Source organism: Microbispora sp. NPDC049633 (assembly GCF_040675265.1).
GTDB lineage: Bacteria > Actinomycetota > Actinomycetes > Streptosporangiales > Streptosporangiaceae > Microbispora > Microbispora maris.
In genome coordinates, this window is the sequence record NZ_JBFAOO010000111.1 from 1 (window position 1) to 24684 (window position 24684).

General features: G+C 70.7%; 23 protein-coding genes. 8 read left to right on the plus strand and 15 right to left on the minus strand.

Annotated features, from left to right (window positions below):
- Positions 1 to 428, minus strand: a 428-nt coding sequence (locus tag AB0J39_RS25315; RefSeq protein ID WP_363468819.1) for an FAD-dependent monooxygenase, incomplete at its 3' end; no start/stop codon positions are given.
- Between the two features lie 7 nt (positions 429 to 435).
- Entirely contained in the window at positions 436 to 627 is a 192-nt protein-coding gene (locus AB0J39_RS25320) for a hypothetical protein (RefSeq protein ID WP_363468821.1), read from the minus strand.
- Positions 628 to 722: 95 nt separating this feature from the next.
- On the opposite strand from AB0J39_RS25320, the gene AB0J39_RS25325 reads away from it, so the two are divergent.
- Positions 723 to 1790: a hypothetical protein gene (locus AB0J39_RS25325; RefSeq protein ID WP_363468823.1), complete on the plus strand. Its 1068-nt coding sequence runs from the start codon at positions 723 to 725 to the stop codon at positions 1788 to 1790.
- 100 nt (positions 1791 to 1890) lie between these two features.
- Here the strand turns inward: AB0J39_RS25325 and AB0J39_RS25330 are convergent, their stop codons facing one another.
- From AB0J39_RS25330 to AB0J39_RS25350, 5 genes are all read right to left on the minus strand, one after another.
- Positions 1891 to 2814 carry an RNA polymerase sigma-70 factor gene (locus tag AB0J39_RS25330; RefSeq protein ID WP_363468825.1) on the minus strand — a complete coding sequence of 308 codons (924 nt, stop codon included), beginning with the start codon at positions 2812 to 2814 and terminating at the stop codon, positions 1891 to 1893.
- A gap of 155 nt (positions 2815 to 2969) precedes the next feature.
- A complete protein-coding gene (locus AB0J39_RS25335) occupies positions 2970 to 3353 on the minus strand; it encodes a DoxX family protein (RefSeq protein ID WP_363468826.1) in 384 nt (127 codons plus the stop codon).
- 398 nt (positions 3354 to 3751) lie between these two features.
- Entirely contained in the window at positions 3752 to 3940 is a 189-nt protein-coding gene (locus tag AB0J39_RS25340; protein ID WP_363468828.1) for a hypothetical protein, read from the minus strand.
- A gap of 125 nt (positions 3941 to 4065) precedes the next feature.
- Positions 4066 to 6195, minus strand: coding sequence for a PQQ-dependent sugar dehydrogenase (locus AB0J39_RS25345; RefSeq protein WP_363468829.1), 2130 nt, complete (start codon positions 6193 to 6195; stop codon positions 4066 to 4068).
- A gap of 654 nt (positions 6196 to 6849) precedes the next feature.
- Entirely contained in the window at positions 6850 to 7560 is a 711-nt protein-coding gene (locus AB0J39_RS25350; RefSeq protein WP_363468831.1) for a sulfotransferase family protein, read from the minus strand.
- Positions 7561 to 7908: 348 nt separating this feature from the next.
- Between AB0J39_RS25350 and AB0J39_RS25355 the strand changes: the two genes are divergently transcribed.
- Positions 7909 to 10284, plus strand: a complete 2376-nt coding sequence (locus AB0J39_RS25355) for a PHB depolymerase family esterase (protein WP_363468833.1) — start codon at positions 7909 to 7911, stop codon at positions 10282 to 10284.
- Between the two features lie 90 nt (positions 10285 to 10374).
- Here AB0J39_RS25355 and AB0J39_RS25360 read toward each other — a convergent pair whose 3' ends face one another.
- The 4 genes from AB0J39_RS25360 to AB0J39_RS25375 form a co-directional block, all read right to left on the minus strand.
- The gene (locus tag AB0J39_RS25360) at positions 10375 to 10905 is read right to left on the minus strand and encodes an XdhC family protein (protein WP_363468835.1); all 531 of its coding nucleotides are present in this window, start codon (positions 10903 to 10905) and stop codon (positions 10375 to 10377) included.
- A 138-nt stretch (positions 10906 to 11043) separates the two neighbouring features.
- On the minus strand, positions 11044 to 13809 hold the full coding sequence (locus AB0J39_RS25365) for an AbfB domain-containing protein (protein WP_363468837.1): 2766 nt from the start codon (positions 13807 to 13809) through the stop codon (positions 11044 to 11046).
- Between the two features lie 5 nt (positions 13810 to 13814).
- Positions 13815 to 15371 carry a ricin-type beta-trefoil lectin domain protein gene (locus AB0J39_RS25370; RefSeq protein WP_363468838.1) on the minus strand — a complete coding sequence of 519 codons (1557 nt, stop codon included), beginning with the start codon at positions 15369 to 15371 and terminating at the stop codon, positions 13815 to 13817.
- A gap of 272 nt (positions 15372 to 15643) precedes the next feature.
- Positions 15644 to 16765 (minus strand): IS630 family transposase, encoded by a 1122-nt coding sequence (locus tag AB0J39_RS25375; protein ID WP_363468840.1) that lies wholly within the window; start codon positions 16763 to 16765, stop codon positions 15644 to 15646.
- Between the two features lie 401 nt (positions 16766 to 17166).
- On the opposite strand from AB0J39_RS25375, the gene AB0J39_RS25380 reads away from it, so the two are divergent.
- On the plus strand, positions 17167 to 17691 hold the full coding sequence (locus AB0J39_RS25380) for a hypothetical protein (RefSeq protein ID WP_363468842.1): 525 nt from the start codon (positions 17167 to 17169) through the stop codon (positions 17689 to 17691).
- A 70-nt stretch (positions 17692 to 17761) separates the two neighbouring features.
- Here the strand turns inward: AB0J39_RS25380 and AB0J39_RS25385 are convergent, their stop codons facing one another.
- Positions 17762 to 18073, minus strand: coding sequence for a hypothetical protein (locus tag AB0J39_RS25385; protein ID WP_363468844.1), 312 nt, complete (start codon positions 18071 to 18073; stop codon positions 17762 to 17764).
- A 55-nt stretch (positions 18074 to 18128) separates the two neighbouring features.
- On the opposite strand from AB0J39_RS25385, the gene AB0J39_RS25390 reads away from it, so the two are divergent.
- Both AB0J39_RS25390 and AB0J39_RS25395 read left to right on the plus strand, forming a co-directional pair.
- A complete protein-coding gene (locus AB0J39_RS25390) occupies positions 18129 to 18377 on the plus strand; it encodes a hypothetical protein (RefSeq protein ID WP_363468846.1) in 249 nt (82 codons plus the stop codon).
- A complete protein-coding gene (locus AB0J39_RS25395) occupies positions 18374 to 18796 on the plus strand; it encodes a hypothetical protein (protein ID WP_363468848.1) in 423 nt (140 codons plus the stop codon). The genes AB0J39_RS25390 and AB0J39_RS25395 overlap by 4 nt, the downstream gene beginning before the upstream one ends.
- A 306-nt stretch (positions 18797 to 19102) precedes the next feature.
- Here AB0J39_RS25395 and AB0J39_RS25400 read toward each other — a convergent pair whose 3' ends face one another.
- Entirely contained in the window at positions 19103 to 19537 is a 435-nt protein-coding gene (locus AB0J39_RS25400) for an Rrf2 family transcriptional regulator (RefSeq protein WP_363468850.1), read from the minus strand.
- A gap of 131 nt (positions 19538 to 19668) precedes the next feature.
- Between AB0J39_RS25400 and AB0J39_RS25405 the strand changes: the two genes are divergently transcribed.
- Positions 19669 to 20418 (plus strand): SDR family oxidoreductase, encoded by a 750-nt coding sequence (locus tag AB0J39_RS25405; RefSeq protein ID WP_363468852.1) that lies wholly within the window; start codon positions 19669 to 19671, stop codon positions 20416 to 20418.
- A gap of 293 nt (positions 20419 to 20711) precedes the next feature.
- On the opposite strand, the gene AB0J39_RS25410 is transcribed toward AB0J39_RS25405, so the two are convergent.
- Positions 20712 to 21287, minus strand: coding sequence for a TetR/AcrR family transcriptional regulator (locus AB0J39_RS25410; RefSeq protein ID WP_363468853.1), 576 nt, complete (start codon positions 21285 to 21287; stop codon positions 20712 to 20714).
- Between the two features lie 112 nt (positions 21288 to 21399).
- On the opposite strand from AB0J39_RS25410, the gene AB0J39_RS25415 reads away from it, so the two are divergent.
- Positions 21400 to 22479 (plus strand): amidohydrolase family protein, encoded by a 1080-nt coding sequence (locus AB0J39_RS25415; RefSeq protein ID WP_363468854.1) that lies wholly within the window; start codon positions 21400 to 21402, stop codon positions 22477 to 22479.
- A gap of 195 nt (positions 22480 to 22674) precedes the next feature.
- Here the strand turns inward: AB0J39_RS25415 and AB0J39_RS25420 are convergent, their stop codons facing one another.
- Positions 22675 to 23139: a hypothetical protein gene (locus AB0J39_RS25420; RefSeq protein ID WP_363468856.1), complete on the minus strand. Its 465-nt coding sequence runs from the start codon at positions 23137 to 23139 to the stop codon at positions 22675 to 22677.
- Between the two features lie 499 nt (positions 23140 to 23638).
- Here AB0J39_RS25420 and AB0J39_RS25425 point away from each other — a divergent pair.
- Positions 23639 to 24684, plus strand: a 1046-nt coding sequence (locus AB0J39_RS25425; protein WP_363468857.1) for a serine/threonine-protein kinase, incomplete at its 3' end; no start/stop codon positions are given.

Consider the following 24684-nt stretch of genomic DNA (forward strand, 5'->3'; position numbering starts at 1 on the left):
CGAACGCCGACCCGGTCGCCGGTGTCGGCCAGCGCCTCCACGGTCACGCCGAACCTGGTCCGCGCCCCGGCCGCGCGTACGGCGTCGGCGAGGACGGCCGTGAGCCGGGGGCGGTCGATGCCGAGCGCGGCGGGCAGATCGGGGCCGCCGGTGCGGGGGGCGGGGATCTCCGCGAGCAGCGTGCCGTCCGGGGCGCGCAGCCCGAGCGAGTCGAACGCGAATCCGGCGGCGGCGACGCGGTCCCAGACGCCGAGGTCGCGCAGCACCCGCAGCGCGTTGCCCTGCAGGGAGATGCCCGAGCCGAGCGCGGTGACCTCGGGCCGGATCTCCACGATGTCCACGGCGAGCCCGGCGCGGGCGAGCAGGATCGCCAGGGCCGATCCGGCGATGCCGCCGCCGACGATGAGGACGTTGCCTACTGCTGGCATGGAAGCCTCACTTGATGGCGAGTGGGTTGACGGGGGAGCCGGCCGCGCCCGTCACCGGGAGCGGGGCGGCGAAGAACTCGTACACGCCGTCGCGCGGCGGCCGGCCCAGGCGCGTGCCGTTGCCGGCGAAGCCGCCGGTCGGCAAGCCGCCGGGCAGCGGGGCGACGGTCCGCGCGGCGTACGACACCAGCCGTGCCACGATGAAGATCATATACTTGTGATCTCATCCTGCACGGCCTTTGCGCCGAGCCTTAGCGTGAAGCACGGGTTCCCGGAGGGTGATCCGCGAGTGGCATGGCGGGAGGGCATGTGCCGGTGTTCGCGTGTGCGGGTTGCGGCGCGGTGCTGACCGCGCCCGTGGCGGAAGTCGCGCTTCCCGTCCACGCCCACCAGCAGTACGGTCATTACCTGCTTCCCGCGCTCATGGAACCGGGGACGTACGCCGTGGACCCGGAGCCCTCCGGCCACCCCTGGCGGCCCTACGACGAGGTCGGCCCACGGGAGGCCGAGGCCCGCGGCGTGTACGCGCCGGTGCACGCCCTGTCGTACGGGCCGCCCGGAGCCATCGCGCTCTCGCCGGGCGACGTACGCGGGACCGTTCCGATCCCTGAGCGGTGCGACGGCCTGTGCTGCGGCCTGGACGGCAGGAACGGGCCGAACCTGGCGTGTGAGCGATGCGGGCGGGAAGTGGCGACCCGGAAGGACGACTGCTCCTACTGGCATGTGGTGTGGCTGGATCCGCGGGCCGTTCGCGTGGTCGACGCCGACGGCCCCCCGCGTCACGCGCTCGAATGGGAGGAACTGCGCGACGAGCTGGCGGAGATCCCGCCGGCCGAGCCGATCGGGGCGTGGAGTCCGGTCTGGGAGGCCGCGGTGGCGGCGGCGCTGGCTCGTCTCCTGGCGGTGTCCGGCGGTGCGCGAGTGGCCGTACCCGCCGGCCCCGTCGCCGGCGTGTTCCGCCCTGCGCTCGACGTCCTGCTCCCGCCGGGGCCGCCGGTCAAGAGCCTGTCCCTGGCGGGACCGGGGCTGCCCGCCGCGACCTCGGACATCGCCCTGGTCCCGCGGCATCCGCAGACCGGCGAGGCATGGCCGTACGGCGTGGGCGTGGTGGTGCCGCTGACCGCCGAGGTATGGACGTACCTGGCCTTCCACGACGATCGGCGGCTCATCGGCGTCGCGGGCGGACGAGCCGGCGGTGCCTGCCGCGAGGCCCCTACGCCGCTGGTGCCGAACCGCCCGTTCCGGCCTGACTGGGACGTGTTCCTCGGCGCGCTGGCACGGCTTCCTGAGGTTCGTGAGCCGTGGCTGCGCGCGATTCACGACCGCGTGAGGAAGGGCCGATACACCGACCCGTTCCTGTGAGGGTTCGACGCCGTCGCAGCGGCGGGATGACACCGGGACCCGCGGAGGTCAGGCCGGAGCCTCGGCCGCTCCGGTTCCCGGGTGCGGCCGGCCGTCGGGGTTATCGCGCGGGCCGGCGTACCTGTCTCACTTCGCGGTCGATCGCCCAGGCATCCGCCACCGGGCCCACATGCCCGAGCTTGTCGGGGTTGATCACCGCGCGAATCGTCTGGATCCGCCCGTCGAGCACGTCGAGCGCCAGGGTGTGCAGCACCTTGCCGTCCCGGTCGCGGAAGATCGCCCCCGGCTCGCCGTTGACCGCACGCGGCTCGAACGTCACGCCGACCAGAGCCATCCGGGGGAAGACGGAGGCGAGCAGCCGGGCCACGTTCCGGGCGCCGACGACGGCCCTGGCCAACTGCGGCGCCTTGCCGCCGCCGTCACCGACCATCGACACGTCGGCGGCCAGGAGATTTCGCAGGCCGGCGACGTCGCCTTCGCGGAGGGCGTCGAAGAACCGCGACGCCAGTTCCTCCCGCTCTTTGCGGCCCGCCTCGAAGCGGGGCCGGCCCGCGGCCACATGGCGCCGTGCCCGCACCACCAGCTGGCGGCACGCCGCCTCCGAGCGCCCGACGACCGACGCGATCTCAGGGAAGTCGAAGGCGAACACCTCCCGCAGCACGAAGACCGCCCGCTCGAGCGGGGACAGCCGCTCCAGCAGCACCAACGCCGCCATCGACAGCGAGTCGGCCAGCTCCGCCGACCGCTCCGGGTCCTGGTAGGGGTCGCAGAGCAGTGGCTCGGGAAGCCACGGCCCGGCGTACTCCTCCCGCCGGACGCGGGCCGAGCGCAGCACGTCGATGGCGATCCGGGTCACCGTGGCCGACAGGAACGCCTTGGCCGACCTCGGTTCGGCCGGGGCGGCCTCGTAGCGCAGCCAGGTCTCCTGAACCGCGTCCTCGGTCTCGCTCACGCTGCCCAGAATGCGATAGGCGATGGAGAACAGCAGCGGTCGCAGCTCCTGGAACTCCTCGGTCCTGCTCATGTCCGCTCCTCTTCGAAACCCCGCCGCCACGACGGGAACCGCGACTGCCGGCCGGGCTTGATGCTGGTGAAGCCGCGCACCTCGGTCATCATCGTCACCGCCGCCTGCGGACGGGCAGGAGGGGCAGGTGAACGGGGACCTTGTGCCGCCGCCTGTCAGCCGGTGAAGGACCAGGTGCCGAAGCGGCCCCACGCGATGAACGCCGCCACCGCGAGATAGACCAGGTTCAGGCCCGCGAGCGCGAATTCGCCACGTCGGCCATGCGTGATCATCGCGCCGACCATCAGCAGGATCCAGCAGGCCGCGGTCACCGGCACCAGAACCGGAGCGATGCCGAGCACGGCAGGCAGGACCAGGCCCGCGGCGGCCAGGAACTCCAGGACACCCAGGGTCTTGACGAAGCCGACGCCGGCGTCTGCGGTCCAGCCGCCACCACGAACCACAGCGAGTTTCTCCGTGGGTATGAACATCTTGGTGACGCCGCCGGTCACTGCCACCACGGCCAGCAGCCCGGCGGCGATCCACAACGCGAGGTCCATCGTCTGCTCCTTCATCGAGGATTGCCCTGCACCGCTCTAGACGAGACAGCGACTCCGCCAGTGACATCTCCCCGCCACCGGCCCGCGACGGGCGCTCCGCTGTGAGGGCCCTCACACGTGTCACAGCTCGGCCGGGTATTTCGTCTCAGAGGGCATGACGAACTCGGAACAGACCTCGGTGCTGATCACCGGAGGCAACCAGGGACTCGGTTTCGAGACGGCCCGGCGGCTCGGCGCTACGACACCAACATGTACGGACCGGTCAGGGTCACGCACGCGTTCCTTCCCCTGCTGCGGGCGGCGGACAACCCGCGGGTGGTGATGGTCTCCAGCGCCGTCGGCACCTTCGCGGTCGTGACCGATCCGGGGCAGCCCGCCTCGAAGATGCACGAGCCGGCCTACAGCTCGTCGCCCGGAGGCGTCTTCCGCGTGCCGGCCGCGACCACACCGCCTGACGGCGCCGGAGTCGACGGCGCCGCGCACGACGCCTGCCCGGCGGTCGCGGGCGCGGCCGTCAGGCTCGCCGCGACGGCCGCGGCGGCGAGCAGGCCCCCGGCGAACGCCGCCGCTCTTCCTCGTGTACGCATGTCGGAAATCCTCCCTGTGGTCGACGGCGGGCCGAGAGGGCGTGAGTGCCTGCGGGGCCGGGGAGCCGGGGCGGGCAGGTGCCCGCCCCGGTGCCCGGGTCAGCCGCCTGAATCAGCCGCCCGGATCAGCGGGCCGGCTTCAGGACCACCTCGTCACTGCCGGACAGCGCCGGCAGCCCGTCGGCGCCCGGGTCGGTGTAGGTGGCGGCGAAGACACCGGAGAGGTTGTCGTTGGCCGGGTCGTGGCCCGAGGGCACCGTGGTCGTGATGCTGCCGGTGCAGCCGCTCGCGGTCGTCTGCGGGTGCCCGTGCTGGTCGTGACCGAGGATGTAGGTCACCTGGACGCGGGAGCAGTCGACCGGCTGGTCGTCGGTCACCTTGACCTCGAACTGCACGACGTCGCCGAAGTGGAACTCCTGCCCGTCGGCCGGCTTGACGAACTCGACGACCGGGGCCTGGTTGCCGACCACGATTTCGACCTCGGCCGTGGCCGAGCGCCCGCGCTGGGGCCCGCCCACGTCGGTCACCTTCAGAGTCGCGCGGTGGACGCCGTTCTCCTCGTAGGTGAAGGTGGGGTTGGCCTCGCGCGAGTCCACCTTGCCGTCGGCGTCGAAGTCCCACGCGTACTGGAGCCGGTCGCCGTCGGCGTCCACGGTGCCCTCGCTGGAGAACGCGACCGTGAGCGGCGCCGTGCCGCTGGTCTTGTCCGCCGACGCCTTCGGCGCCGGCGAGTGGTTGCCGTTCTCCCCGATGTAGTCGATGCGGGCCAGCTGGGCGTCGGGGTTCTGGTTGAAGTAGCCGTCGCCGTACTCCAGGACGTAGAGCGCGCCGTCCGGGCCGAACTCCATGTCCATCGCGTTGTCGAAGACGAACGACGGCAGGACGGACTCGATCTTCGAGAGCTTGCCGTCCTCGCCCAGGCGCATGCCCTTCACCCAGTCACGCGACCACTCGTACAGCAGCGGCATGCCGTCGTAGTACTCCGGCCACGCCACCGGGCTGCGGCCGTGCGCCGCCTTCTTGTCGTAGTGGTAGACGGGGCCGCCCATCGGGGAGATGCCGCCCGTGCCGAGCTCGGGGAACTCGGCGGACGCGCCGTAGGAGTACCACACGTCCGGCTGCTGGACCGGAGGCAGCTCGGTCAGGCCGGTGTTGTGCCGCGAGTCGTTGACCGGCGCCGCGCAGTCGAAGGGCGCGCCGGAGGCGCCGGTGGCGAAGTCGTAGTCGTTGTACGGGAGCTTCGCGGTCGCGCAGAACGGCCAGCCGTAGTTGGCGGGCTTGCGGATGACCGTCCACTTGCCGGTGCCGGCGGGCCCGCGGTTGGGGTTGGCGCGGTTCGCGTCCGGCGAGTAGTCGCCGACGTACACGTCGCCGCTCTTCTTGTCGATCTCGATGCGGAAGGGGTTGCGCAGCCCCATCGCGTAGATCTCGGGCCGGGTCTTCGGCGTGCCCGGCGCGAACAGGTTGCCCTCGGGGATCGTGTAGCCGCCGCCCTCCTTGGGCTTGATGCGCAGGATCTTGCCGCGCAGGTCGTTGGTGTTGCCCGAGGTGCGCCGGGCGTCGTACGCCGGGTTGCGGCCCGGCCGGTCGTCCAGCGGCGCGTAGCCGTCGGAGGCGAACGGGTTGGTGTCGTCGCCGGTGGACAGGTAGAGGTTGCCCTGGGCGTCGAAGACGATGTCACCCCCGACGTGGCAGCAGATGCCCCGGTCGACCGGGACGTCGAGGATCTGCTGCTCGCTCGCCGGGTCGATCTGGCCCTTCCTGAACTCGAAGCGGGACAGCCGGATCACGCCGCGGAAACGCTCCCAGTCGGCCTCCGTGCCCTCGTTGGGGGCGTCGCCCTCGTTCACGTTGGGCGTCTTGGGATCGTCCACCGGGGTGTTCAGCGGCGGCGAGTAGTACAGGTAGACCCAGTTGTTGCCCTTGCCGAAGTTCGGGTCGAGCGCGATGCTCTGCAGGCCCTCCTCGTCGTGCTGGTACACGTCGATGGTGCCGGCCTGGGTGTTGAGGCCGGTCGCCGGGTCGTGCATCCAGACGGTGCCGGCGCGGGTGGTGTGCAGGACCCTGCCGTCCGGAAGGACGGCGAGGTCCATGGGCTCACCGGGGGTGTCGTTCAGGGTCACCTTCTGGAAGGCGGACTCCGGGGGCGCCTGGGTCTCCTGCGCCGCCGCGATCGTCGGCGTCGTCAGGAGCCCCGTCATGACGGCGGCCGCTGCCGCCGCCATCAGCCTGGTCCTCTTGGAGGTACCGTTCACGTGATGCTTCTCCTTGGCCGGAGGGCGTCAGATGGGTGGCCGGGCCGCCACCCGTGCCGCGGCAACGGCAGGGAAGCGTGGCGGTCCGGCCGCTCGAATCCGGGGAGATGCGCCCACGCCGAAATCGGCGAGGTCACGGCCATGGAGGTCGCACTCGGAAGTGGTCGCCAGGGCGGCCGCACGCATCGTCCCCTTCGTGAGGACGCGTGCGCCGAACGCGTCGTGATCGATCATCGGTCGAACACTGGACAGAACGCTGCCTGGCTCCGCCGGCGTGCCACCGCCGGTCGAGCGCGAGACGCCCACATTGTTACGACCGTGCTACCGGACGGTCAATACCGCGTTTGACTTTCCTGGCTGACGGCCCGGTCAGCCGTGGATGTGCGACCGCGCGGATGCTTTGCGGGCGAAAGCACCAACTTTCGTTGACAACTGACATAAGTTCGATCTACGGTCGCAAAACATGTGATCGATGCGACAGAAGTCGTACCACTCCCGATCGACTCGTCACGCTGGGTGTCCGAGCTTGGCGCGTCGCCCGGGGACGTACGCCCGGTCGCCCATCCGCCGTCGCGCCGAGACGGCGGGTGGGCGAGTGCCACCCGGGCGGCACGCCCCCGGGTGGCGCGACCACCCCTGCCGCCCCGGCGCGGGTCACCCTCCGTCGCCCTCGAAGGGGACGCGTACGCGGCCCTCGGTGTGCATGAGCGCGAACATTTCGCGGATCGAGGCGGCGTCGTTGAGGTGCGGGAACGGGCCGCCCGGGGGAGCGGCGACCCCGAGGAAGGCGCACAGCGGTCCCCAGCCCTCGCGTACGTCGAAGACCAGCAGCCGCTCGGCGGGCAGGGCGGCCCGCACCTCGGCGACGTGCCGGTGGTAGGCCGCGACCGCCCGCTCCTCGTCCGGCGTGTGACCGGCCCGCCACTCCTCACCGAAGACCGACCTGCTGATGCGCTCGAAGAGCGGCCGCAGGCTCGTCATCGCGGCGACGACGGGACGCACGGCCTCGGGGACCTCGTCCTCCCGCAACGGCCCCCGTGAGCTGAGCGAGCCCAGCACCCGGAAGCTGGAATACCAGCTGTGCGGGTCGCGGACCGTGAGGACGACCTTGGCGTCCGGGTAGGACCGCGCCAGCTCCCGCCAGAAGAAGCTCGCGGGCCAGTCCACGCAGGAGCGGAAGCCCGCGAAGACCTCATCCCAGTCGGCCGGCCCGCCGGAGCAGACGGGCCGCCAGCGCTCGGCCAGCTCCGGACGGAGCATGACCTCGAAGGTGTGGTAGCAGGGCCCGAAACCGAGTCGCTCCAGGGCCGCCTTCGTCGACGTCGTCCCGGTGCGCGGGAATCCCGCGCCGATGACCTCCAGCATGCCCAGGCTCCTCGTCGCCGCCGTCCCGCCTGGCACGGCCCCAATCCGCGCGGCCCGGTCCCCGCCCGCCCGCCGCGCCGGACTCCCGGGACCATGCCCGTCCGCGAGCCGTTCTCACGGCACGCGCCGCGGGAGTGACGATTGGAATTTTTCGGAGCTAGCATGAAACTTTCCAAAACCCGTAGATCATGAAGCGGTGCCCGCCGCCTCTGACCTCCCGCTCCGCGGCTCGGCCGGTTCACGGCGGACCTGCGGCTTGAGCGGCCTGAAAGTTCTATGCAGTCTTCGGAAACATCAGGCCGCCGGCGTACGTCCCGATCGGCGCCAACCGGAGGAAGGACAGTCCACGTGAGACGACGCATCGTGGCTTTACTGGCCGCCGTGCTGATGCCCGTCGTCGCGGCGACCACGTTGCTGGTCACCAGACCGGCCGCCGCGGCCTCGCTGACCCGGGTGACCAGCTTCGGCAACAACCCGAGCAACCTGAACATGTACATCTACGTCCCGGACCGGGTGGCCGCCCGGCCCGCGCTGCTGGTCGCCGTCCACTACTGCACGGGCACCGCGTCGGCACTGTTCAGCGGGTACTTCCGCGACTACGTCACGGCGGCCGACCAGTACGGGTTCGTCATCGTGTTCCCCGAGGCCACGCGCAGCGGCCAGTGCTTCGACGTGTACTCGCCCCAGGCGCTGAAGCGGGGCGGCGGCAGCGACCCGGTCGGCATCATGTCGATGGTCGACTACGCCAAGTCGCGCTACAACGTGGACCCCGGCCGCGTCTACGTCAGCGGCGTCTCCTCCGGCGCGATGATGACCAACGTGCTGGCGGCCGAGTATCCGGACGTGTTCAAGGCGGGCTCGGCGTTCATGGGCGTCCCGGCGGGATGCTTCGCCACCACCGACGGCTCCACCTGGAACAGCCAGTGCTCCGGCGGGCAGAGCATCAAGACCGCCCAGCAGTGGGGTGACCTGGCCCGCTCGATGTACTCCGGCTACAGCGGCTCCTACCCCCGCATGCAGCTGTGGCACGGCACCACCGACACGACGCTGCACTACAACAACTTCGGCGAAGAGATAAAGCAGTGGACCAACCTCCACGGCGTCAGCCAGACACCGGCGTCCACCGACAGCCCCTCGTCGGGCTGGACCCGCACCCGGTACGGCAACACAGGCACGCAGCCGCCGGTCGAGGGCGTCAGCGTCTCCGGCCAGGGCCACTCGCTGCCGCTGAACGGCATGATCTCCTACGCGATCAACTTCCTCGGCCTCAACAGCACCACGCCGACCTCGCCGTCCCCCTCTCCGTCTGTCTCTCCGTCGCCCACGCCGCCGGACAGCCCGTCTCCGACCCCGCCGGTGAGCCCCTCGGCCACCCCGACCGGAGGCCCGCCGGCCACGACCCTGGGCGCCGCCGCCGCCCGCAGCGGGCGTTACTTCGGCACGGCGATCAGTGCGGGCAAGCTCGGCGACTCGCAGTACACCACGATCGCCGACCGTGAATTCAACATGGTCACGGCCGAGAACGAGATGAAGATCGACGCGACAGAGCCGAACCAGAACCAGTTCAGCTTCACCAACGCCGACCGGATCTACAACTGGGCGGTGCAGAACGGCAAGCGGGTCCGCGGCCACACCCTGGCCTGGCACCAGCAGCAGCCGGGCTGGATGCAGGCACTGTCGGGCAGCGCGCTGCGCCAGGCGATGATCAACCACATCAACGGCGTGATGTCCCACTACAAGGGCAAGATCTACGCCTGGGACGTGGTCAACGAGGCCTTCGACGACGGCAACGGCGGCCGCCGCGACTCCAACCTCCAGCGCACCGGCAACGACTGGATCGAGGTCGCCTTCCGCACCGCACGCGCCGCCGACCCCGACGCGAAGCTCTGCTACAACGACTACAACATCGACAACTGGACCTGGGCCAAGACGCAGGGCGTCTACAACATGGTCAAGGACTTCAAGGCCCGCGGCGTGCCCATCGACTGCGTCGGCCTCCAGTCGCACTTCAACAGCGGCAGCCCCTACAACAGCAACTACCGCACCACCATCTCCCAGTTCGCCGCGCTCGGCGTCGACGTGCAGATCACCGAGCTGGACATCCAGGGCGCCTCGCCGACCACCTACGCCAACGTGGTCAACGACTGCCTCGCCGTTCCGCGCTGCAACGGCATCACCGTGTGGGGCGTCCGCGACCAGGACTCCTGGCGCTCGGGCGACACCCCGCTGCTGTTCAGCGGCGGCAACAAGAAGCCCGCCTACGACGCGGTGCTGAGCGCCCTCAACGCCGCTGTTCCCGACACTTCCCCCAGCCCCACCCCGCCGGTGAGCCCGAGCCCGACCCCGCCGGTCAGTCCGAGCCCCACGCCGCCGGTGAGCCCCAGCCCCACGCCGCCGGTCAGCCCGTCGCCCGGCGACTCGCCGGAGCCCGGCGGGTGCGGCGCGACGATCCGTACGGTGAACTCCTGGCCCGGCGGCTTCCAGTCCGAGGTCACCGTCAAGGCCGGCAACTCGTCGGTCAAGGGCTGGACGGTGAACTGGAGCTGGTCCGGCTCGCAGTCCATCACCCAGCTGTGGGGCGGCGTCAAGTCCGGCTCCGGCGCCGCGGTCACCGTGCGCAACGAGTCGTGGAACGGCACGTTGTCCGCCAGCGGCACCACCACCTTCGGTTTCACCGCCAACGGCAGCGCCGCCACGCCCACCCTGACGTGCAGCGCCTCCTGACCGGCGAAACCGCGATGACGCGCTCCTGACCAGGAGGAGCGCCAAGGGCACCCCCGCCACCCGCGGGGGTGCCCGTTCGCGTGGCGGGAGTCAGTGCGCGAAGCCGCCGGGCCTGCCGTTCCTGTCGGCGATCAGACCGGCGAGCGTCGCCACCGCGATCTCCGCGGGCGTGCGGGAGCCGATATTGAGCCCGATCGGGCGGTGCACGCGGGCGATCTCCTCGGGCGGCAGGCCCAGCTCCGTCAGCGCCCGCACGTGCGGGCCCGGGTGGCGGGGACTGCCCATGATGCCGACCCAGCGCGCGGGGCCGCGCAGGACGTCCCGCAGTATCGGCCCGATCTCCGGGCGGTGGTGATCGGTGACGACCACGTCGGCCGTGCCGTCCAGGTGGTCGCCCACCTCCCTGATCACCGGGACCGGGCCCGCCGGGAGGCCGGGGAGCCGGCGATCCGGATCGGGCTCCAGCAGGATCGGCCGGAAGCCCAGCTCCACGCCGAACCGCAGCAGGTGGTTCGCCACCGGGGAGGCGAACACCGCTACCAGCGTCCGCCTCGTCTCCTCCGGACGCACTTCGCCGTGGGCCGCCGCGCACGCGGGGTCCTCGTCATGGCTGTGGCTCATGTCCGTAGTCTCCCAGCGGCTCGTCGCGTCCGCGGCGGAAGCGGACGCCGGCACATCGCGATCGCCGGACTGGAGGGCCGCGCGGCGTGGCACCTCCGGAGCCGTCGTGCGGTGGCCCGCACGACGGCTCTTGCCGCCTCACGGAGCCCAGGCGGCGGTGACGGCCCAGCTCACGTCCTCGGCGTACGAGGCCGGGTTGTCGTACGGATGCGCGCCGCCGTCGGAGGCGACCCAGACCTCCTCGGCGTAGTGCCGGACGCTCCCGCCCAGCTCGTTGAGCGACGCCAGGCGCACGCTCCCCGGGGTGCTCCCCGGCTGCGCGCAGAAGGTGGCGTCGCGGCGGAACAGATCACTGCCGTCCGGGGCGTCCAGCCGGACCCGGAAATTCGCATGCCGCAGGTAGCGGCCCGGGTAGTTGCGCGACTCCAGCGAATAGCAGGTCGGGTCGGCCAGGCCGCGCCGTACGACGAAGGTGGCGTCGGACTTCAGCAGGGCGTCGCTTCCGGCGGTGACCACGTCGGTGCGGGCCAGGCTGTCCCGGTGCCGCAGGTAGCGGTCGGTGAACCCCGCGGTGGTGACCCGGAACGACCGGGCCTGGTCCAGCGGCAGGCCGGCGCCGCTGCGCCACAGCGGGACGGTCACCGCCCATGTGGTGTCGGCGGCGAAGCTCGCGGCGGCGTCCCAGGGATTCGCGCCGCCCTGCTTCGCGACATAGACGAGCGCGTTGTAGTGGCGGACGAAGTAGCCGCGCAGGTTGTAGGACTCCAGCCTGGTCCCGCCCTGCCCCTCGCGCGGGCAGAACGTCGCGTCGGCCGCGAACAGGGCCGTGCCGTCCTGCCGGTCCCTGCGCAGCCGGTGGTCCGAGTGGCGCAGATACTCGCCGGGGAAGTCGCGCGACTCGAACGACACGCACGAGGAGTCGGCCAGGCCCGGGCGCGTCCAGAACGTGGCGTCCTGCTTGGCCAGGTCGGCGCTCCCGCCGCCGATCACGTCGGTGCGCGCGAGCCCGTCCTGATGCCGCAGGTAGCGGCTGGTGTAGCCGGGCGTGGTCACCCGCAGCGACACCGGCTCGCCCCGGGGGACGTCGGTGCCCGCCGCGACCGCCAGCAGGCGCCGGTTGGCCTCCCGCACGCGTGACTCGGTCATCTTGAGCACCCTGCGGTCGTAGGTGTAGAACCCGTTGACCTCGTTCTCCACGTCGTACGGCTCCGTGTAGACCGAGGCGGACAGCCCGCGGGTGTGCACGAGCCGTTCCACCTGCCTGGTGATCTCGACGTACCGGTTGGTCAGCGACCCCTCGTCGGGGTACAGCTCGCCGTAGGCGAACCCGGCGCCGGGCTGGTACTCGTGGCCCTGGACGCGCCGGCCGAGGCCGCCGAACTCGCCGAGCACGGCGATGCGGGTGGCCGTGGGAAGCCGGGTGTCGGTCTCGCCGGGGACCTGATACCAGTGGTCGTCGATCACGTCGCCGTTCGTGGGCTCCGGGTCGGAGACGCAGCAGTTCGACCCGGAGTCGTGGTCGATCAGCCGGGTCGGGTCGATGGAGCGGACCAGGTCGACGATGCGCTGGTTGTCGTACTCGCCCCAGCCCTCGTTGAACGGGACCCACATCACGATCGACGTGATGCCCTTGAGCTGCTCGACGACCCTGCGCAGCTCCGACTCGTAGTTGGCGTGGCTGCGCTCCGGCGGGTCGTCCACCGCGTCGAGCGAGGGCATGTCCTGCCAGACCATCAGGCCCAGCTTGTCGGCCCAGTAGTACCAGCGGGCGGGTTCGACCTTGATGTGCTTGCGGACCATGGTGAAGCCCAGGGCCTTCTGCCGCTCCAGGTCGAAGCGCAGCGCCTCGTCCGTCGGCGCGGTGTAGATCCCGTCCGGCCAGTACCCCTGGTCGAGGGTGCCGAGCTGGAACACGAACTTCCCGTTCAGCACCGGGCGCAGCACGCCGCCGACGACCGCCTTGCCGATCGACCGCATGCCGAAGTAACCGGTCACGACGTCGCCGCCGCCGGCTCCCGTCAGCGTGACGCGCAGGTCGTACAGGAACGGGTCGTCCGGCGACCACAGGCGGGCGTTCGGGACCGGCACGCGGAGGTGCGCGCCGACCGCGCCGGTGGCCGAGCCGACGACCGTGCCGCCGCTCAGCACCTCGGCCCTGACCTGGTCGCCGGTGCCCCGTACGACGAGGTCCAGCACCCCGGCGGGCACGTCGGGCGTGGTGTCGAGCCGGGTGACGTGGGCGGCGTTCACCGGTTCGAGCCACACCGTCTGCCAGATGCCCGACGACGCGGTGTACCAGATGCCGCTCGGGTCGCGGCGCTGCTTGCCGATGGGGAACGTGCCGCCGTCGATCGGCGAGGACACCCCGACGATCAGCTCGTTGTCGCCGGACCGCAGGGCGGAGGTGATGTCGAAGGAGAAGGCGTCGTAGCCGCCGGTGTGCCGGCCGACCTGGACGCCGTTCACCCACACCCTGGCCTCCCAGGTGACCGCCCCGAAGTTGAGCATCACCCGGCGTCCGGACCAGCCGGACGGCACGGTGAAGGCGCGCCGGTAGAACATGGCGTCCTCGTGGCGCTTGATCCCCGACAGCGCCGACTCGATCGGGTAGGGCACGAGCACGCCCTCGGGCAGCGTCCGGCCGATCGGAGGAGAGCCGAGGTTCGGCGCCCCGCTGAACTCCCACACGCCGTTGAGGTTGAGCCAGTCGGACCGGACGAGCTGGGGCCGCGGGTAGTCGGGCAGGGCGTTGGCGGGGGAGACCTGGGCGGTCCAGGGGGTGGACAGGGGCGGCGTCTTCGGCTGCCAGACGGCGGCGGACGCGGCGGGCGCGGTGAGGATCAGGCAGGCCGCGGAGAGGAGGAGGGCGGTCGCGGCGGCGAGAGTCCGGCGAAGCGGGATCATCGGCATCAGCCCCGCCGCCACTTCTGGTTGGCGCCGCCGTGGCACTCCCACTGGATCAGCCGGGCGCCGTCGCCGGCGTTCCAGGCGTCGATGTCGACGCACTTGCCGGACTGCGGATTGACCAGATCGCCCGCCGCGCTGAGCACGAACTGCTGAGCGGGGTTGCCGCTGCAGGTCGCGATCTGGATCACCGCGCCGTTGTCCCTGGATCCCCAGGCGACGTCCATGCACAGGTTGTACTGCGTGCGCAGCGTGCCGCCGGTGAACGTCCACTTCTGTGCGACGGTGCCGTTGCACGTGTACATCTGCAGCGGGGGGCCGTCGCGGAAGTCGGCGCCGGGCACGTCGACGCACTTGCCGTTGAGGCCGCTGATCAGTGAGCTCGTGTCACCGCCGGTGGTGGTGAGGCTGAGGCCGTACGCGCCGAGGATCTCGTTGACCGGCTGGAAGAAAGTGACGCCGCCGGTGGAGCAGTTGCCCGAGGCGCCCGAGGTGACGCCCTGGGCCTGGTCGCCGGAGATGTAGGCGCCGCCCGAGTCGCCCCCCTCGGCGCAGGCGGAGGTCTGGGTGAGCCCGTAGACCAGCGAGCCGGAGTAGTTCACGGTCACGTTCCTGGCCTGGACGACCCCGCAGCGCCAGCCGGTGGTGCGTCCGGAGCGGCAGATCGACGCCCCGACGGGGGCCTCCTGGGAGCCGGCCACCGGGACCGTGCCCCCGCCGTAGTCGCTGACCCAGGGGCGCGGCGTCCAGTCGCCGTTGGTGCGCACCCAGGCGTAGTCGTCGCCGGGGAACGACGACGCGGCGAAGGCGCCCTGGGCGACGTTGTTGTATCCCAGCGTCGGATCGCCGGCCCGCCCGCAGTGCCCGGCGGTGACGAAGCCGCCGTTGTTCACCGGGAATCCGACGGAGCACAGCACGTTGCCGTTGACGACGTACTGGTCGCCGCCCCGGAGGTCGTACACGAGGCGGGGTGCCTGGGCGACGGAGATCCGCGTCGCCGCCGCGTCGGCGGACGCGGCCCGCACGAAGCCTTCGGCCGCGGCCCGGCCGGCCGCCGACACCACGACCGCGTTGGCGGCGGGGTCGACGTACCAGCCGTAGACCCCGGTGCCCGCACTGCCGGCGGCGCGGTCGAGCGCGGCCTTGACGTCGTTCAGCTGCCTGTCGCTGCGCGTCACGGGAACGGGGATCGCCCCTGCCTCGCGTACCCGCTCGGTGTCGCCCGCCTCGCGTACGCGCTCGGTGCCGCCCGCGTCGAGGACACCGGCGGCCAGGCGCTGCCGCGCGGGGTCGTACCAGGCGCCGGCGAATCGGTCGCCGAGCTCGGCGCGCACCCGGCGCTCGACGGCCGCCGCCGCGGCCTCGCGCGTCTGGCGGATTCGCGCCTGTTCCGGGGTCAGACGCAGATCGCGCTGCAGCGCCTGCTGCATCGTCGCCGCGGCGCCGGTGGAGGGGGCGGGACCTGGCGGGGGGACGGGGGAGGAGGCGGCGTGCGCGGGCACGCCGGGGAGGACGAGCGCGACGGCGAACACCGCCACGCCGGTCAGCACGGTCAGTCTCACGGCAGTCCTTCAGGGGGGTGGACGAGACGTGAGAGCGCTCTCTGAAAAGGACCTTTACAGTTGTCGAGTCATCCGTCAAGGCCCAGCATTTCCGCACATATCCCCTCACTGGTCGTACTTTCTGGGGAGGCATGCCCGACACCGCACCACGTGCTGATCGGACCGGGCGGGCCGCGCTCGGCCGCACCGGCGCGCAGGGCGCCCGCTCCGTCCTATAGGGCGAAAAGACAGCTAGTGCTGTGACCGAAAACGATCACCGGGTTGGTTGGTCGTCAGGCCACGGCTGAGAGTGGTCGGCCGCCCCAGCGGATACCTTTCTCGCTGCGGATGCGGGCGCGTTCTCGGCGTTGCGCGGCCAGGACGTCGGGGTGGCGGGCGTTGGCGTTGCGCCAGCGGAGGTAGGCGTGCAGGGCCCGGGTCTGCATGGTGTGGTTGGCATGGTCGGAGTTGGCGATGGTGAACTGCCTCAAGGGTCCGAAGTGCGCCTCGATCGGGTTGGCCCAGGAGGCGTAGGTCGGGGTGAAACACAACTCGACCTTGTTCTTCTTCGCCCAGGCCAGAATGCGCCAGTTCTTGTGCGCCGACAGGTTGTCCAAGATGACGTAGATGGGTGTGCCGTCGGGGCGGGCGGCCCGGATCGAGCGCAGCGCGGCCCAAGTGTGGTCGATGCCCTTGCGGCGTCGGACCACGCCCCACAGCAGGTCGTCGCCGACCGAGTAGCAGCCGTGGAAGTAGGTGATGCCGTGGGTGCGGTGGTAGGTGGCCGGCAGCCGGTCCGGCCGCCCCTGCTCGGCCCATCCCGCACCTGGGGTGGGGCGGATACCCAGCGGGCCGAACTCGTCGAAGGCGAAGGTCCGCTCGGGGCGCTGGGTGAGGGCGTACTCGATGCGGTCCAGCTTGGCCTCGAAGTCGAGGTCGGGGGACTCCTTCCACGTCTTGGTGCGCTGGAAGGTGACCCCGCGCCGTGCCAGCAGGGTGCGTAAGGCTTCCCGGCCGATACCGATCGCGTGGCCGGGAAGAGCCTGCAGGTAGGCGAGGAGCTTGCGGATCGACCAGCGGGTGAACGGTTGTCCGAGCCTGGCCGGTCGTGTGGTGGCCGTCTGGACGACGAAGGCTTCCTCGTCGTCACTGAGCAGGCGGGGACGGCCTCCCGCCCACTGAGGGTCCAGGCAGGCCAGCCCGATCTCGTTGAACCGGTGGATCACATCGCGGACGGTGTCTTCATCGGCTTGGACCAGGCGGGCGATGACCGGGACGGTGTTGCCGCCCGCGGAGGCCAGCAGGATCATCGCCCGCCGGTACCGCACCGAGCTGGTGCTGCCACGGCGGACGATTTGCTGGAGTTTCTGCCCCTCTTGGTTCGTGAGTCTGCGTACTCTGACCGGTTCTGCCACCGCGCCTCCCGGGCCGATCGGATGTGATCGACCCATCCAATCGGCACGGCGGACTACGCGTGAACCCGGTGATCGTTTCCGGTCACAGCACTAGTTGATCAATGACGGTAGTGGCCACGCCCTCGGTATGCCGCGCGTTCCTTGGAAGCAGTCGAACCCCGGTGGCCCTAGTGATCACGCTCGCAGCACCGCGAGGAGGACGAACGGCCCGCAGAGGAAGCGCCTCGGATGCCAAACCTGGACCGGTGTCCGCCTCGCGGCCCAGATCCGGATGTCAGGGCTCAGGACCCGTGCGACAGGTCCGGCGCAGGAGGCGGGTGACACTCCGGCTAGATGATCTATCGTTTCTCCTGCGGCTGAGAATACGGCCGTTCGCCGCTGCTTTCCAGATGGGGATGGTCGTGACGGACGATGAGGTGGAGTCGCTCACTGCTGCGTGGCGAACGCGGTGGGGTGGAGACCCGATCGCTTATGAACTGCGCGACCGGCATGCCGACCGGTGGGTCCGCTTCCACAGTCTTCCCGAGTCCAAGCGGTATGCCGAGACCGAAGACGAGTACGAGATCACCCTTGATCGTCATCACCGGGTGCTCACCGAGCTCGGGGCGGAGGATGGCCTCTATGTGATCGCCGGATACTTCGAGGACGCGCGGGGGAGGGTCTCACCCGATCCGCGTCATCCGGGTGCCGTTCCATGGTTGACGATCGAGCCTGACGACCGTTCGTTCTTCGTGATCCCGCTGCGGCTCCATGTCAGCACGACCTCGAATGACCGGTGGATTTTGGATCCGCTGCTGCGGGGCGTGGCCGATGACGAGATCAGTTACGCGATCATCGCTCCGCTGGACCTCCGGTGGCTCTATCATCCCTACGACGGTGGAGCCGACGTCATCGCCTCCACCACCCACGAGCGTGACGTCCTGTAGGACCGCCACGCGGACTGGCTGTCTGCGCATCCCGCCGGGCTGTAGCGGCGCGCCCGGGACGATCCTCCGGTCACCGCTGGGGCTTGCGGACCTTGAACCGGGCGATCGGCTTGGTGGTGGTGCGGGCGACCTCGGCGACGACCTGACCGGCGCGGGGGATGCGGAAGGTCCCGTCGGCCTCCTCGACAGTCACGGTCGCTCTGGCATGACCGATGCCGACGCCGACACGTTGCACCGCGACGGCGATCCAGCCACGGCTGCTGACCCGCCGCTGCACCCACACCGGTCCGGCCGTCGGCCGGGGCGTGGGCCCGGCGGGCCGCGCATCCCGCAGGCGCGCCGTCTCCTCTTCGGTGAGCGGGTTGGGCAGACTGCGCAACACCCTGTCTATAGAATACTGCCGGTATACCTAGTAGCCTTGTGGTATGACTGCTGACATGACCACCATCAAGGTGCCCAAGCCCTTGCGTGATCGGATCAGTGCGATCGCTGACGAGCGTGGGCGCGGAACCACCCTCTCCCAGGTCCTCGCCGACCTGGTTAAGCGGTACGAGAGCGACGAGACCCGTGCCCGGCAGGCAGCCCAGCAAGTCCATGACGAGGTGAAGGCGGACAGGGAACTCATGGAGCGCGCTCGCGCGCGGGCCGCTCAGCACGCCGCATATCTAAGCGAGCGGGGCCGGTGACAGCGCTCGGATTCGTCCTTGATGACACTGTCCTAGCGGAGCTGGGCCGAGCCGATCGGGAGCTGCATGCACTCCTGCTGGCGTATGACGAACACGACCTTCGCACCACGGTACCGGCCCTCACATTGGCGGTAGCCGAAGCGGCGCTGACGCCTGATCAGAGGCTGATCCTCTCAGGCACGCTGAAGATCCTCTCGCATGTCTGGATCGCGTTCATATCCGATGAAGAAGAGAGCGCGCGGCTTGCTGACGTGCTCACCTATCTGGGTGATACGCCGGACGCTGGGGCAGCGCATGCGGTCGCGGTCGCCCAGCACCTCGACTGGCCCATCCTGACGATGAGCATGAAACGCTGGGAGCCGATCGCGGCGCTTCTGCCCTACCGCCTCGACCTGTTCGAAATCAAGGATTCGGACTGATAGCGCTGCTGAGCCGGGGTCAAGATCCTCGACTGCCGATCCCGGCTCGCTCCAACCCGCTCCCTGTAGTTCCCTGTCGGCGAACTGCTTGACGCTGGCGTCGACCTGGCCACCACCCAAGCCCTGGTCGGGCACGCATCTCCCGCCACTACCACCCGATACGACCGGCGGCCCGAGCGACGCCGCCAGGAGGCGACCGACAAGCTCACCCTGCCCACGGCCCCAGCCGCCACGATTTTCACACGTCGACGACGTCCCCCAGGGTGCCTCAGTCACTGACACCGGAGGACTCACGGGCAGGACCACTCAGCGAGGTGCCGCGAGGACATCCCGGAGTACATCCTCCAGCGTGACGCGGGCCAGCTCGCGCCGGAGGGCCTCCTCGACGCCGTCGTAGACGCGCTGCATCGCCGGCTGGATGCCGTAACCCACCACGCACCCCGGGTCCGGGGTCGCGCGGTGCAGCGCGAACAGCGGACCGGGTTCCACCGCCTCGTACACGCCGAGCAGCGTGATCGACTCCAGGTCGCGCGCCAGCGACCAGCCCGCACCCACCCCGCGCCGGGACTCCACGAGCCCTGCCCTCCGCAAGTCGCCGAGCAGCCGCCGGATCACCACGGGATTGGTGCTCGCGCTGGCCGCGATCTGCTCGGATGTGGCGACCTCATGGCCCTGGCGCTGATAGAGGCCGATCCAGGCCAGCGCGTGGGCGGCGATGGTCAACCTGCTGTTGGCGCTCATGAACTCGTTCCTCTCGATCGCAACTCCCGATGTTACGACAACGCCTGTCGTAACAACCAAAGTTGCGACGGTCTGTCGTAACCGTTAATGTTTCGACTGATCGAAGAGGTCAACCAGTGAGGTGAGAAAGAATGAACAAGCCGCTGACGGGCAAGGTCGCCTTGGTCACTGGAGGGTCCCGCGGGCTGGGAGCCGCGACCGTACGGCTGCTTGCCGAGCAGGGCGCCGACGTCGCGTTCACCTACGTCAGCTCCGACAAGCAGGCGCAGGACGTCGTCGACGAGGTGCGCGGCAAGGGGGCGAAGGTCGTGGCGTTCAAGTCCGACCAGGCGGACGTGAGCCAGGCTCCGGCGCTGATCGACGACGTGGTCGGGCACTTCGGTGGCCTGGACATCCTCGTCAACAACGCGGCGATCTCGGTGAGCGGGACGGTGGACGACCCGGATGCCGACACCGCCGCGCTGGACCGGATGCACGCCACCAACTACCTCGGGGTGATCGCCGTCATCCGGGCCGCCTCCCGAGTGCTGCGCGAGGGCGGCCGCGTCATCACGGTGAGTTCCGGGTTGGGCACTCGAGTCGGCGTCCCGGGCGTGGCCGACTACGCGGCGACCAAGGCGGGGGTCGAGCGGTACACCATGGGCGTCGCCCGCGACCTCGGCTCCCGGGGCATTACCGCCAACGTCGTGGAAGCCGGGCTGATGGTGGGCGGCATGGAAACGCCGAACCCCGAGACCCTCAAGGCCCTGCTTAGCTCGCTGTCCCTGCAGCGCATGGGACACCCCGACGAGATCGCGGCGGCGATCGCCTTCCTGGCCGGCCCCGCTGCGTCGTACGTCACGGGCGCCGTGCTGGACGCCCACGGCGGCTACAACGCCTGAACCGCAACGCCGCCAGCGCGGCCCGAGATGCCACCCGGACGTTCAGCTCCCGCCACAACCAGTGGGTTGCGTCCTCGGGCACCTCTTCCAGAGTGCGATCCAGCACCTCCTCCACCTGCCCGTCAGTGAGTGTGCGCGGCGCGCCTTGCCACGTCGTACTACGGCCTGGAGCGCCACCTTGGCGGCTTTCGTAGATCAAGTTTCCGGCATCAGCCGAACTCCAACCAAAGTGACCCACTCACAACGTGCACCTTTCGTCTCGCGCTGCCGCCCTGTGGGATGCCGGCCAGAGGTCAGGGCCTGGTCAGTGGAATGAGCACCTCATCGACGATGGAGGCGATCTCGCCGGAGTCCACGAGGCCGCCCTCCCATGCCTGGAAAAGGATCAGGCGCGGCCCGACGGAGACAACGCGCGGGGTGAGGCTGCCGGGTGCGGCTTCGCCGCGTTCGACCGCCTGGCGCAGGACGGACAGCAGCACTTCCTGATGCGGGCGGACCACCAGCCGGTGGACCTGCTCGAACAGCTCGGGATGGCGGTGGCGGTGGGCGATGAGCGGGAGCAGCGCGCGGCCGCGCGGCTCGTCGAGCGCCCGTACGAAGCGCTCGAGCAGGGCGATCAGGTCATCGCGCAGTGTGCCCGTGCCGGGCGGTGCCGGCGGGTCGCCGAAGCCGGTCGCGGGGTCGCTCAGCGCGGCGAGGACGAGTTCGGCGGGGGTGGACCAGCGCCGGTACAAGGCCGCTTTCCCGGTGCCGGCCGCGGAGGCGATCTTGTCGAACGTCAGCTCCTCGAAGCTGCTTCCGGCCAGTTCGCTCAGGACGGCCTGGAAGATCGCGGTGGTGAGGGCGTCTCCGCGGCGGCGGGTGGTCATAAGGACCGATATATCACGTACTTCCCGTGCTAGCCTCCGTTAGTGAACAATGTTGTTCCTTATTTGAGGCGGGTGGCTCATGTCCACTGACGGCAGGACAGCCTTGCGCAATGTGCGGGTCTTCGATGGCGAACGGCTCGGCGAGCCTCGTACCGTCGTCATCGACGGCGCGCTGATCGGCGACGATCCCGCAGGCGCGGAGGAGATCGACGCTGCGGGGGCGGCGCTGCTGCCCGGGCTGATCGACGCGCATGTCCACCTGCACGACCCCGGGAACCTGGCCGCCCTGGCCGCCTGGGGGGTGACGACCGGACTCGACATGGCCTGCTGGCCGGCCGAGCGGGTGGCCTCGCTGCGCGCAACCGAGGGAGCGGCCGACTTCCGTACCGCCGGACTGCCCGCGATCGGGCCGGGCGGCCACCACGCCCGCATGCCGGGAATGCCGCCGGAAGCCGTCATCCTCACGGCAGCCGATGCCCGGCGGCACGTCGAGGCCCGGGCGGCGGAGGGCGTCGACTACATCAAGGGCGTCGCCGAGGCCCCCGGCGAGGGCGGGCCGCCCGCGGACGCGCTGCGCGCGCTGGTGGAGGCGGCGCGCGACTACGGGCTCAAGACGATCGTGCACGCCGCCACCCCGGGCGCCTACACGATGGCCGTGGAGTCGGGAGCGGAGTTCGTCACGCACACGCCGATCGCCGGCGGGATCCGGGCGCACGACGTGGCCGCGATGAGGAGCGCCGGCCAGAGGTCCATCCCGACGATCGCCATGATGGAGGCGTTGCTCACCGCCTTCATGACCTCCGGCCCGCCGCCTGGGCGGGCTGACCCCCTGGGGGAGGTGCTGGGCGACGTCGGCCGTCTGCACCGGGCCGGTGTTGAGATCCTCGCCGGTACGGACGCGAACGCCGAGTCGTCCGCGCCGGTGCCGGTGCCCCACGGTGAGAGCCTGCATCACGAGTTCGAGCTGATGGCGCGGGCCGGAATGACGCCGGTGGAGATCCTGCGCTCGGCGACCGTGCTGCCCGCCCGCGCCTTCGGCCTGGCCGACCGGGGCGCCGTCCGGCCGGGTATGCGGGCCGATCTGTTGCTGGTCGACGGCGACCCGACCCGGGACATCACGGCCACCCGCGACATTCGCGCCGTCTGGTGCGCCGGTCACCCCGTCACTCCGGCCACCGCTCGCGAACCCTGAAACCTGAGCGGCTGCGCGAGCGGAGGTTCCCGTGTCGACCCGCCCGAAGGGGAAGCGGGCCTTGGTCTGCTCGGCTTGTCCCGGGTCGGTGGCGGGCGGGGCGATCAGGCACCTACCTCAGCCACCTACGGCCGCAGATGATGCGCGGGCCTTGGCGATCACCCGGAGCCGGAGCGCCCCCGCCGGAGGCTTTATCTAGGACTCCTCCGCTATAGCTATGCCGTAGAGATGCCGATGGACTGTGGCGTCGTGCTCCAGGATGTGATCGATGGTCTCCCAATAGTCGGATAGCCAGGGATGGACGAGGGCTTCCTCGCGGGTCAGCTTGCGACCGTAGAACGGTTCATCGGGTGCGACTGCGGCGCCCTTGACCAGAGAGCAGGCGGGGGCAGGCTGCCCTTCGATGGGACCGACGCGGCATCCGAAGGTGGCGCGGTTCGGGCCAGGGCGGCTGACGGGTTCGTCGGGAGCCCAGGCGTCGTCGATGATGACATCGATCCAGGCTTCGTGGATTCCGTTGTGGTGGTAGCAGGATGCGCAGTAGATCGCATAGGCGCCGTCGTCGTTGTTGATGAACCCGGTCACGCGATTGAAGGGGGTCTGGCAACAGTCGCAGACGCCGCTTCGGATGTTCCTGTCTGGATCGATTCGCAGTTCCACGCTGGCATTATGGAGCGGTTTGGAGGGGGGCGCTGGCGGGGTGCTTGGGATCAACGGATGCTGAGCGCGGTCCCGAGCTGCCGGCGGCCGGGACCGGCCCCCAAGCAGCACGCCCGGCCGCCGAGTGGGCGCAGGGCCGCGAGGCGGCGCGGAGCGCCGCCCTTGATCCTTCACGAGCGCAATTCGGCAGGGGAGGATGCCGAAATCACTAACAGACAGAAACCTCATTTCTGTTTGCTATAACCTCTCGCGTCGCCGATGCGGATCCATCGACTTCTGGCTATTGCTCGAAACTACGCCCTCGTTATCGGGCCGGGGTTTGCGACCTGCCTGGCACCGGTGTGCGGGCCGTGGCGGGAGGAGTGCGTCTGCCCCGTCACGGCCCCCCGGCGGGACACGGCAGGGCCGTCGCCTTCGTGTGATCCTCGCGAACGGGACCTGAGGGCGATCTTCGGCGGGGATACTGGGGTTCGTCCGTGCCCCCGACCCCCGGAGCGTCATGCCGCAGCCGCTGGAGCCGAGCGATCCCGCACGCCTGGGCTCCTGTCGGATCACCGGCAGGATCGGCGAGGGAGGGCAGGGCGTCGTCTACCTCGGCGAGTCGGCGTCCGGCGAACCCGTCGCGGTCAAGCTCTTCCACGCGCGGCTCGGCCAGGACGCCGTGGCCCGGGCCGCCTTCGCCCGGGAGACGGATCTCGCCCGGAGGGTCGCCCGGTTCTGCACGGCCCAGGTGCTGGAGTCCGGCATGGACGGCGGCCGGCCGTACATCGTGAGCGAGTACGTCCCGGGGCCCTCGCTGAACCAGGTGGTGGCCGCGCGGGGGCCGTGGTCGGGTGGCGCGCTCGAACGGCTCGCCATCGGCACCGCCACCGCTCTGGTCGCCCTGCACGACGCCGGGGTCGTCCACCGGGACTTCAAGCCGCACAACGTGCTGATCGGACCGGACGGCCCGCGCGTCATCGACTTCGGCATCGCCCGGGCTCTCACGGGGACGAGCACGGTGACCAGCCAGGTCGTCGGCTCGCCGGCCTACATGGCGCCCGAGCAGTTCACGGCGGGCGAGCTCGGTTTCGCGCTCGACGTGTTCGCCTGGGCGTCCACCATCGCGTTCGCCGCCACCGGCCGCGCGCCGTTCGGCGCCGACGCGATCCCCGCCATCATCAACAGGATCCTGCACCAGGAGCCCGACCTGGAGGGCGTCGAGGCGCCGCTGCGCGACCTGCTCGTCGCCTGCCTCGCCAAGGATCCGGCCCGGCGTCCGGCCGCACGGGAGATCCTCGACCGCCTCGTGGGTCCGCGCCACGATGCGCGAAGCGCGCCGGTGGCACCGGCCGTGCCGTCCGCGCCCGCCGCATCCGCGCCTGACACCGTGCCGGGCGGCGGCCGGCGCAAACGGGTGGGGGCCGCCGTCGCCGCCGTGGTCGTGGCGGTCACGGTGGCCGCCGCCGTCGCGCTGCTCCCGTCTTCGCACCCGCCCTCCGCGGGGACCGGCGCGTCCACGAAGGAACGGGCGGCCGCCGGCACGGCCCCGGCCGCCGGCGGTGC

What these genes read in the sequence shown, in the direction of transcription:
- AB0J39_RS25325 (WP_363468823.1), top strand. Translation starts at nt 723, where the DNA reads ATGGCGGGAGGGCATGTGCCGGTGTTCGCGTGTGCGGGTTGCGGCGCG.
- AB0J39_RS25340 (WP_363468828.1), bottom strand. Translation starts at nt 3,940, where the DNA reads ATGCGTACACGAGGAAGAGCGGCGGCGTTCGCCGGGGGCCTGCTCGCC.
- AB0J39_RS25410 (WP_363468853.1), bottom strand. Translation starts at nt 21,287, where the DNA reads ATGACCACCCGCCGCCGCGGAGACGCCCTCACCACCGCGATCTTCCAG.
- AB0J39_RS25405 (WP_363468852.1), top strand. Translation starts at nt 19,669, where the DNA reads ATGAACAAGCCGCTGACGGGCAAGGTCGCCTTGGTCACTGGAGGGTCC.
- AB0J39_RS25330 (WP_363468825.1), bottom strand. Translation starts at nt 2,814, where the DNA reads ATGAGCAGGACCGAGGAGTTCCAGGAGCTGCGACCGCTGCTGTTCTCC.
- AB0J39_RS25400 (WP_363468850.1), bottom strand. Translation starts at nt 19,537, where the DNA reads ATGAGCGCCAACAGCAGGTTGACCATCGCCGCCCACGCGCTGGCCTGG.
- AB0J39_RS25390 (WP_363468846.1), top strand. Translation starts at nt 18,129, where the DNA reads ATGACCACCATCAAGGTGCCCAAGCCCTTGCGTGATCGGATCAGTGCG.
- AB0J39_RS25360 (WP_363468835.1), bottom strand. Translation starts at nt 10,905, where the DNA reads ATGAGCCACAGCCATGACGAGGACCCCGCGTGCGCGGCGGCCCACGGC.
- AB0J39_RS25350 (WP_363468831.1), bottom strand. Translation starts at nt 7,560, where the DNA reads ATGCTGGAGGTCATCGGCGCGGGATTCCCGCGCACCGGGACGACGTCG.
- AB0J39_RS25335 (WP_363468826.1), bottom strand. Translation starts at nt 3,353, where the DNA reads ATGGACCTCGCGTTGTGGATCGCCGCCGGGCTGCTGGCCGTGGTGGCA.
- AB0J39_RS25365 (WP_363468837.1), bottom strand. Translation starts at nt 13,809, where the DNA reads ATGATCCCGCTTCGCCGGACTCTCGCCGCCGCGACCGCCCTCCTCCTC.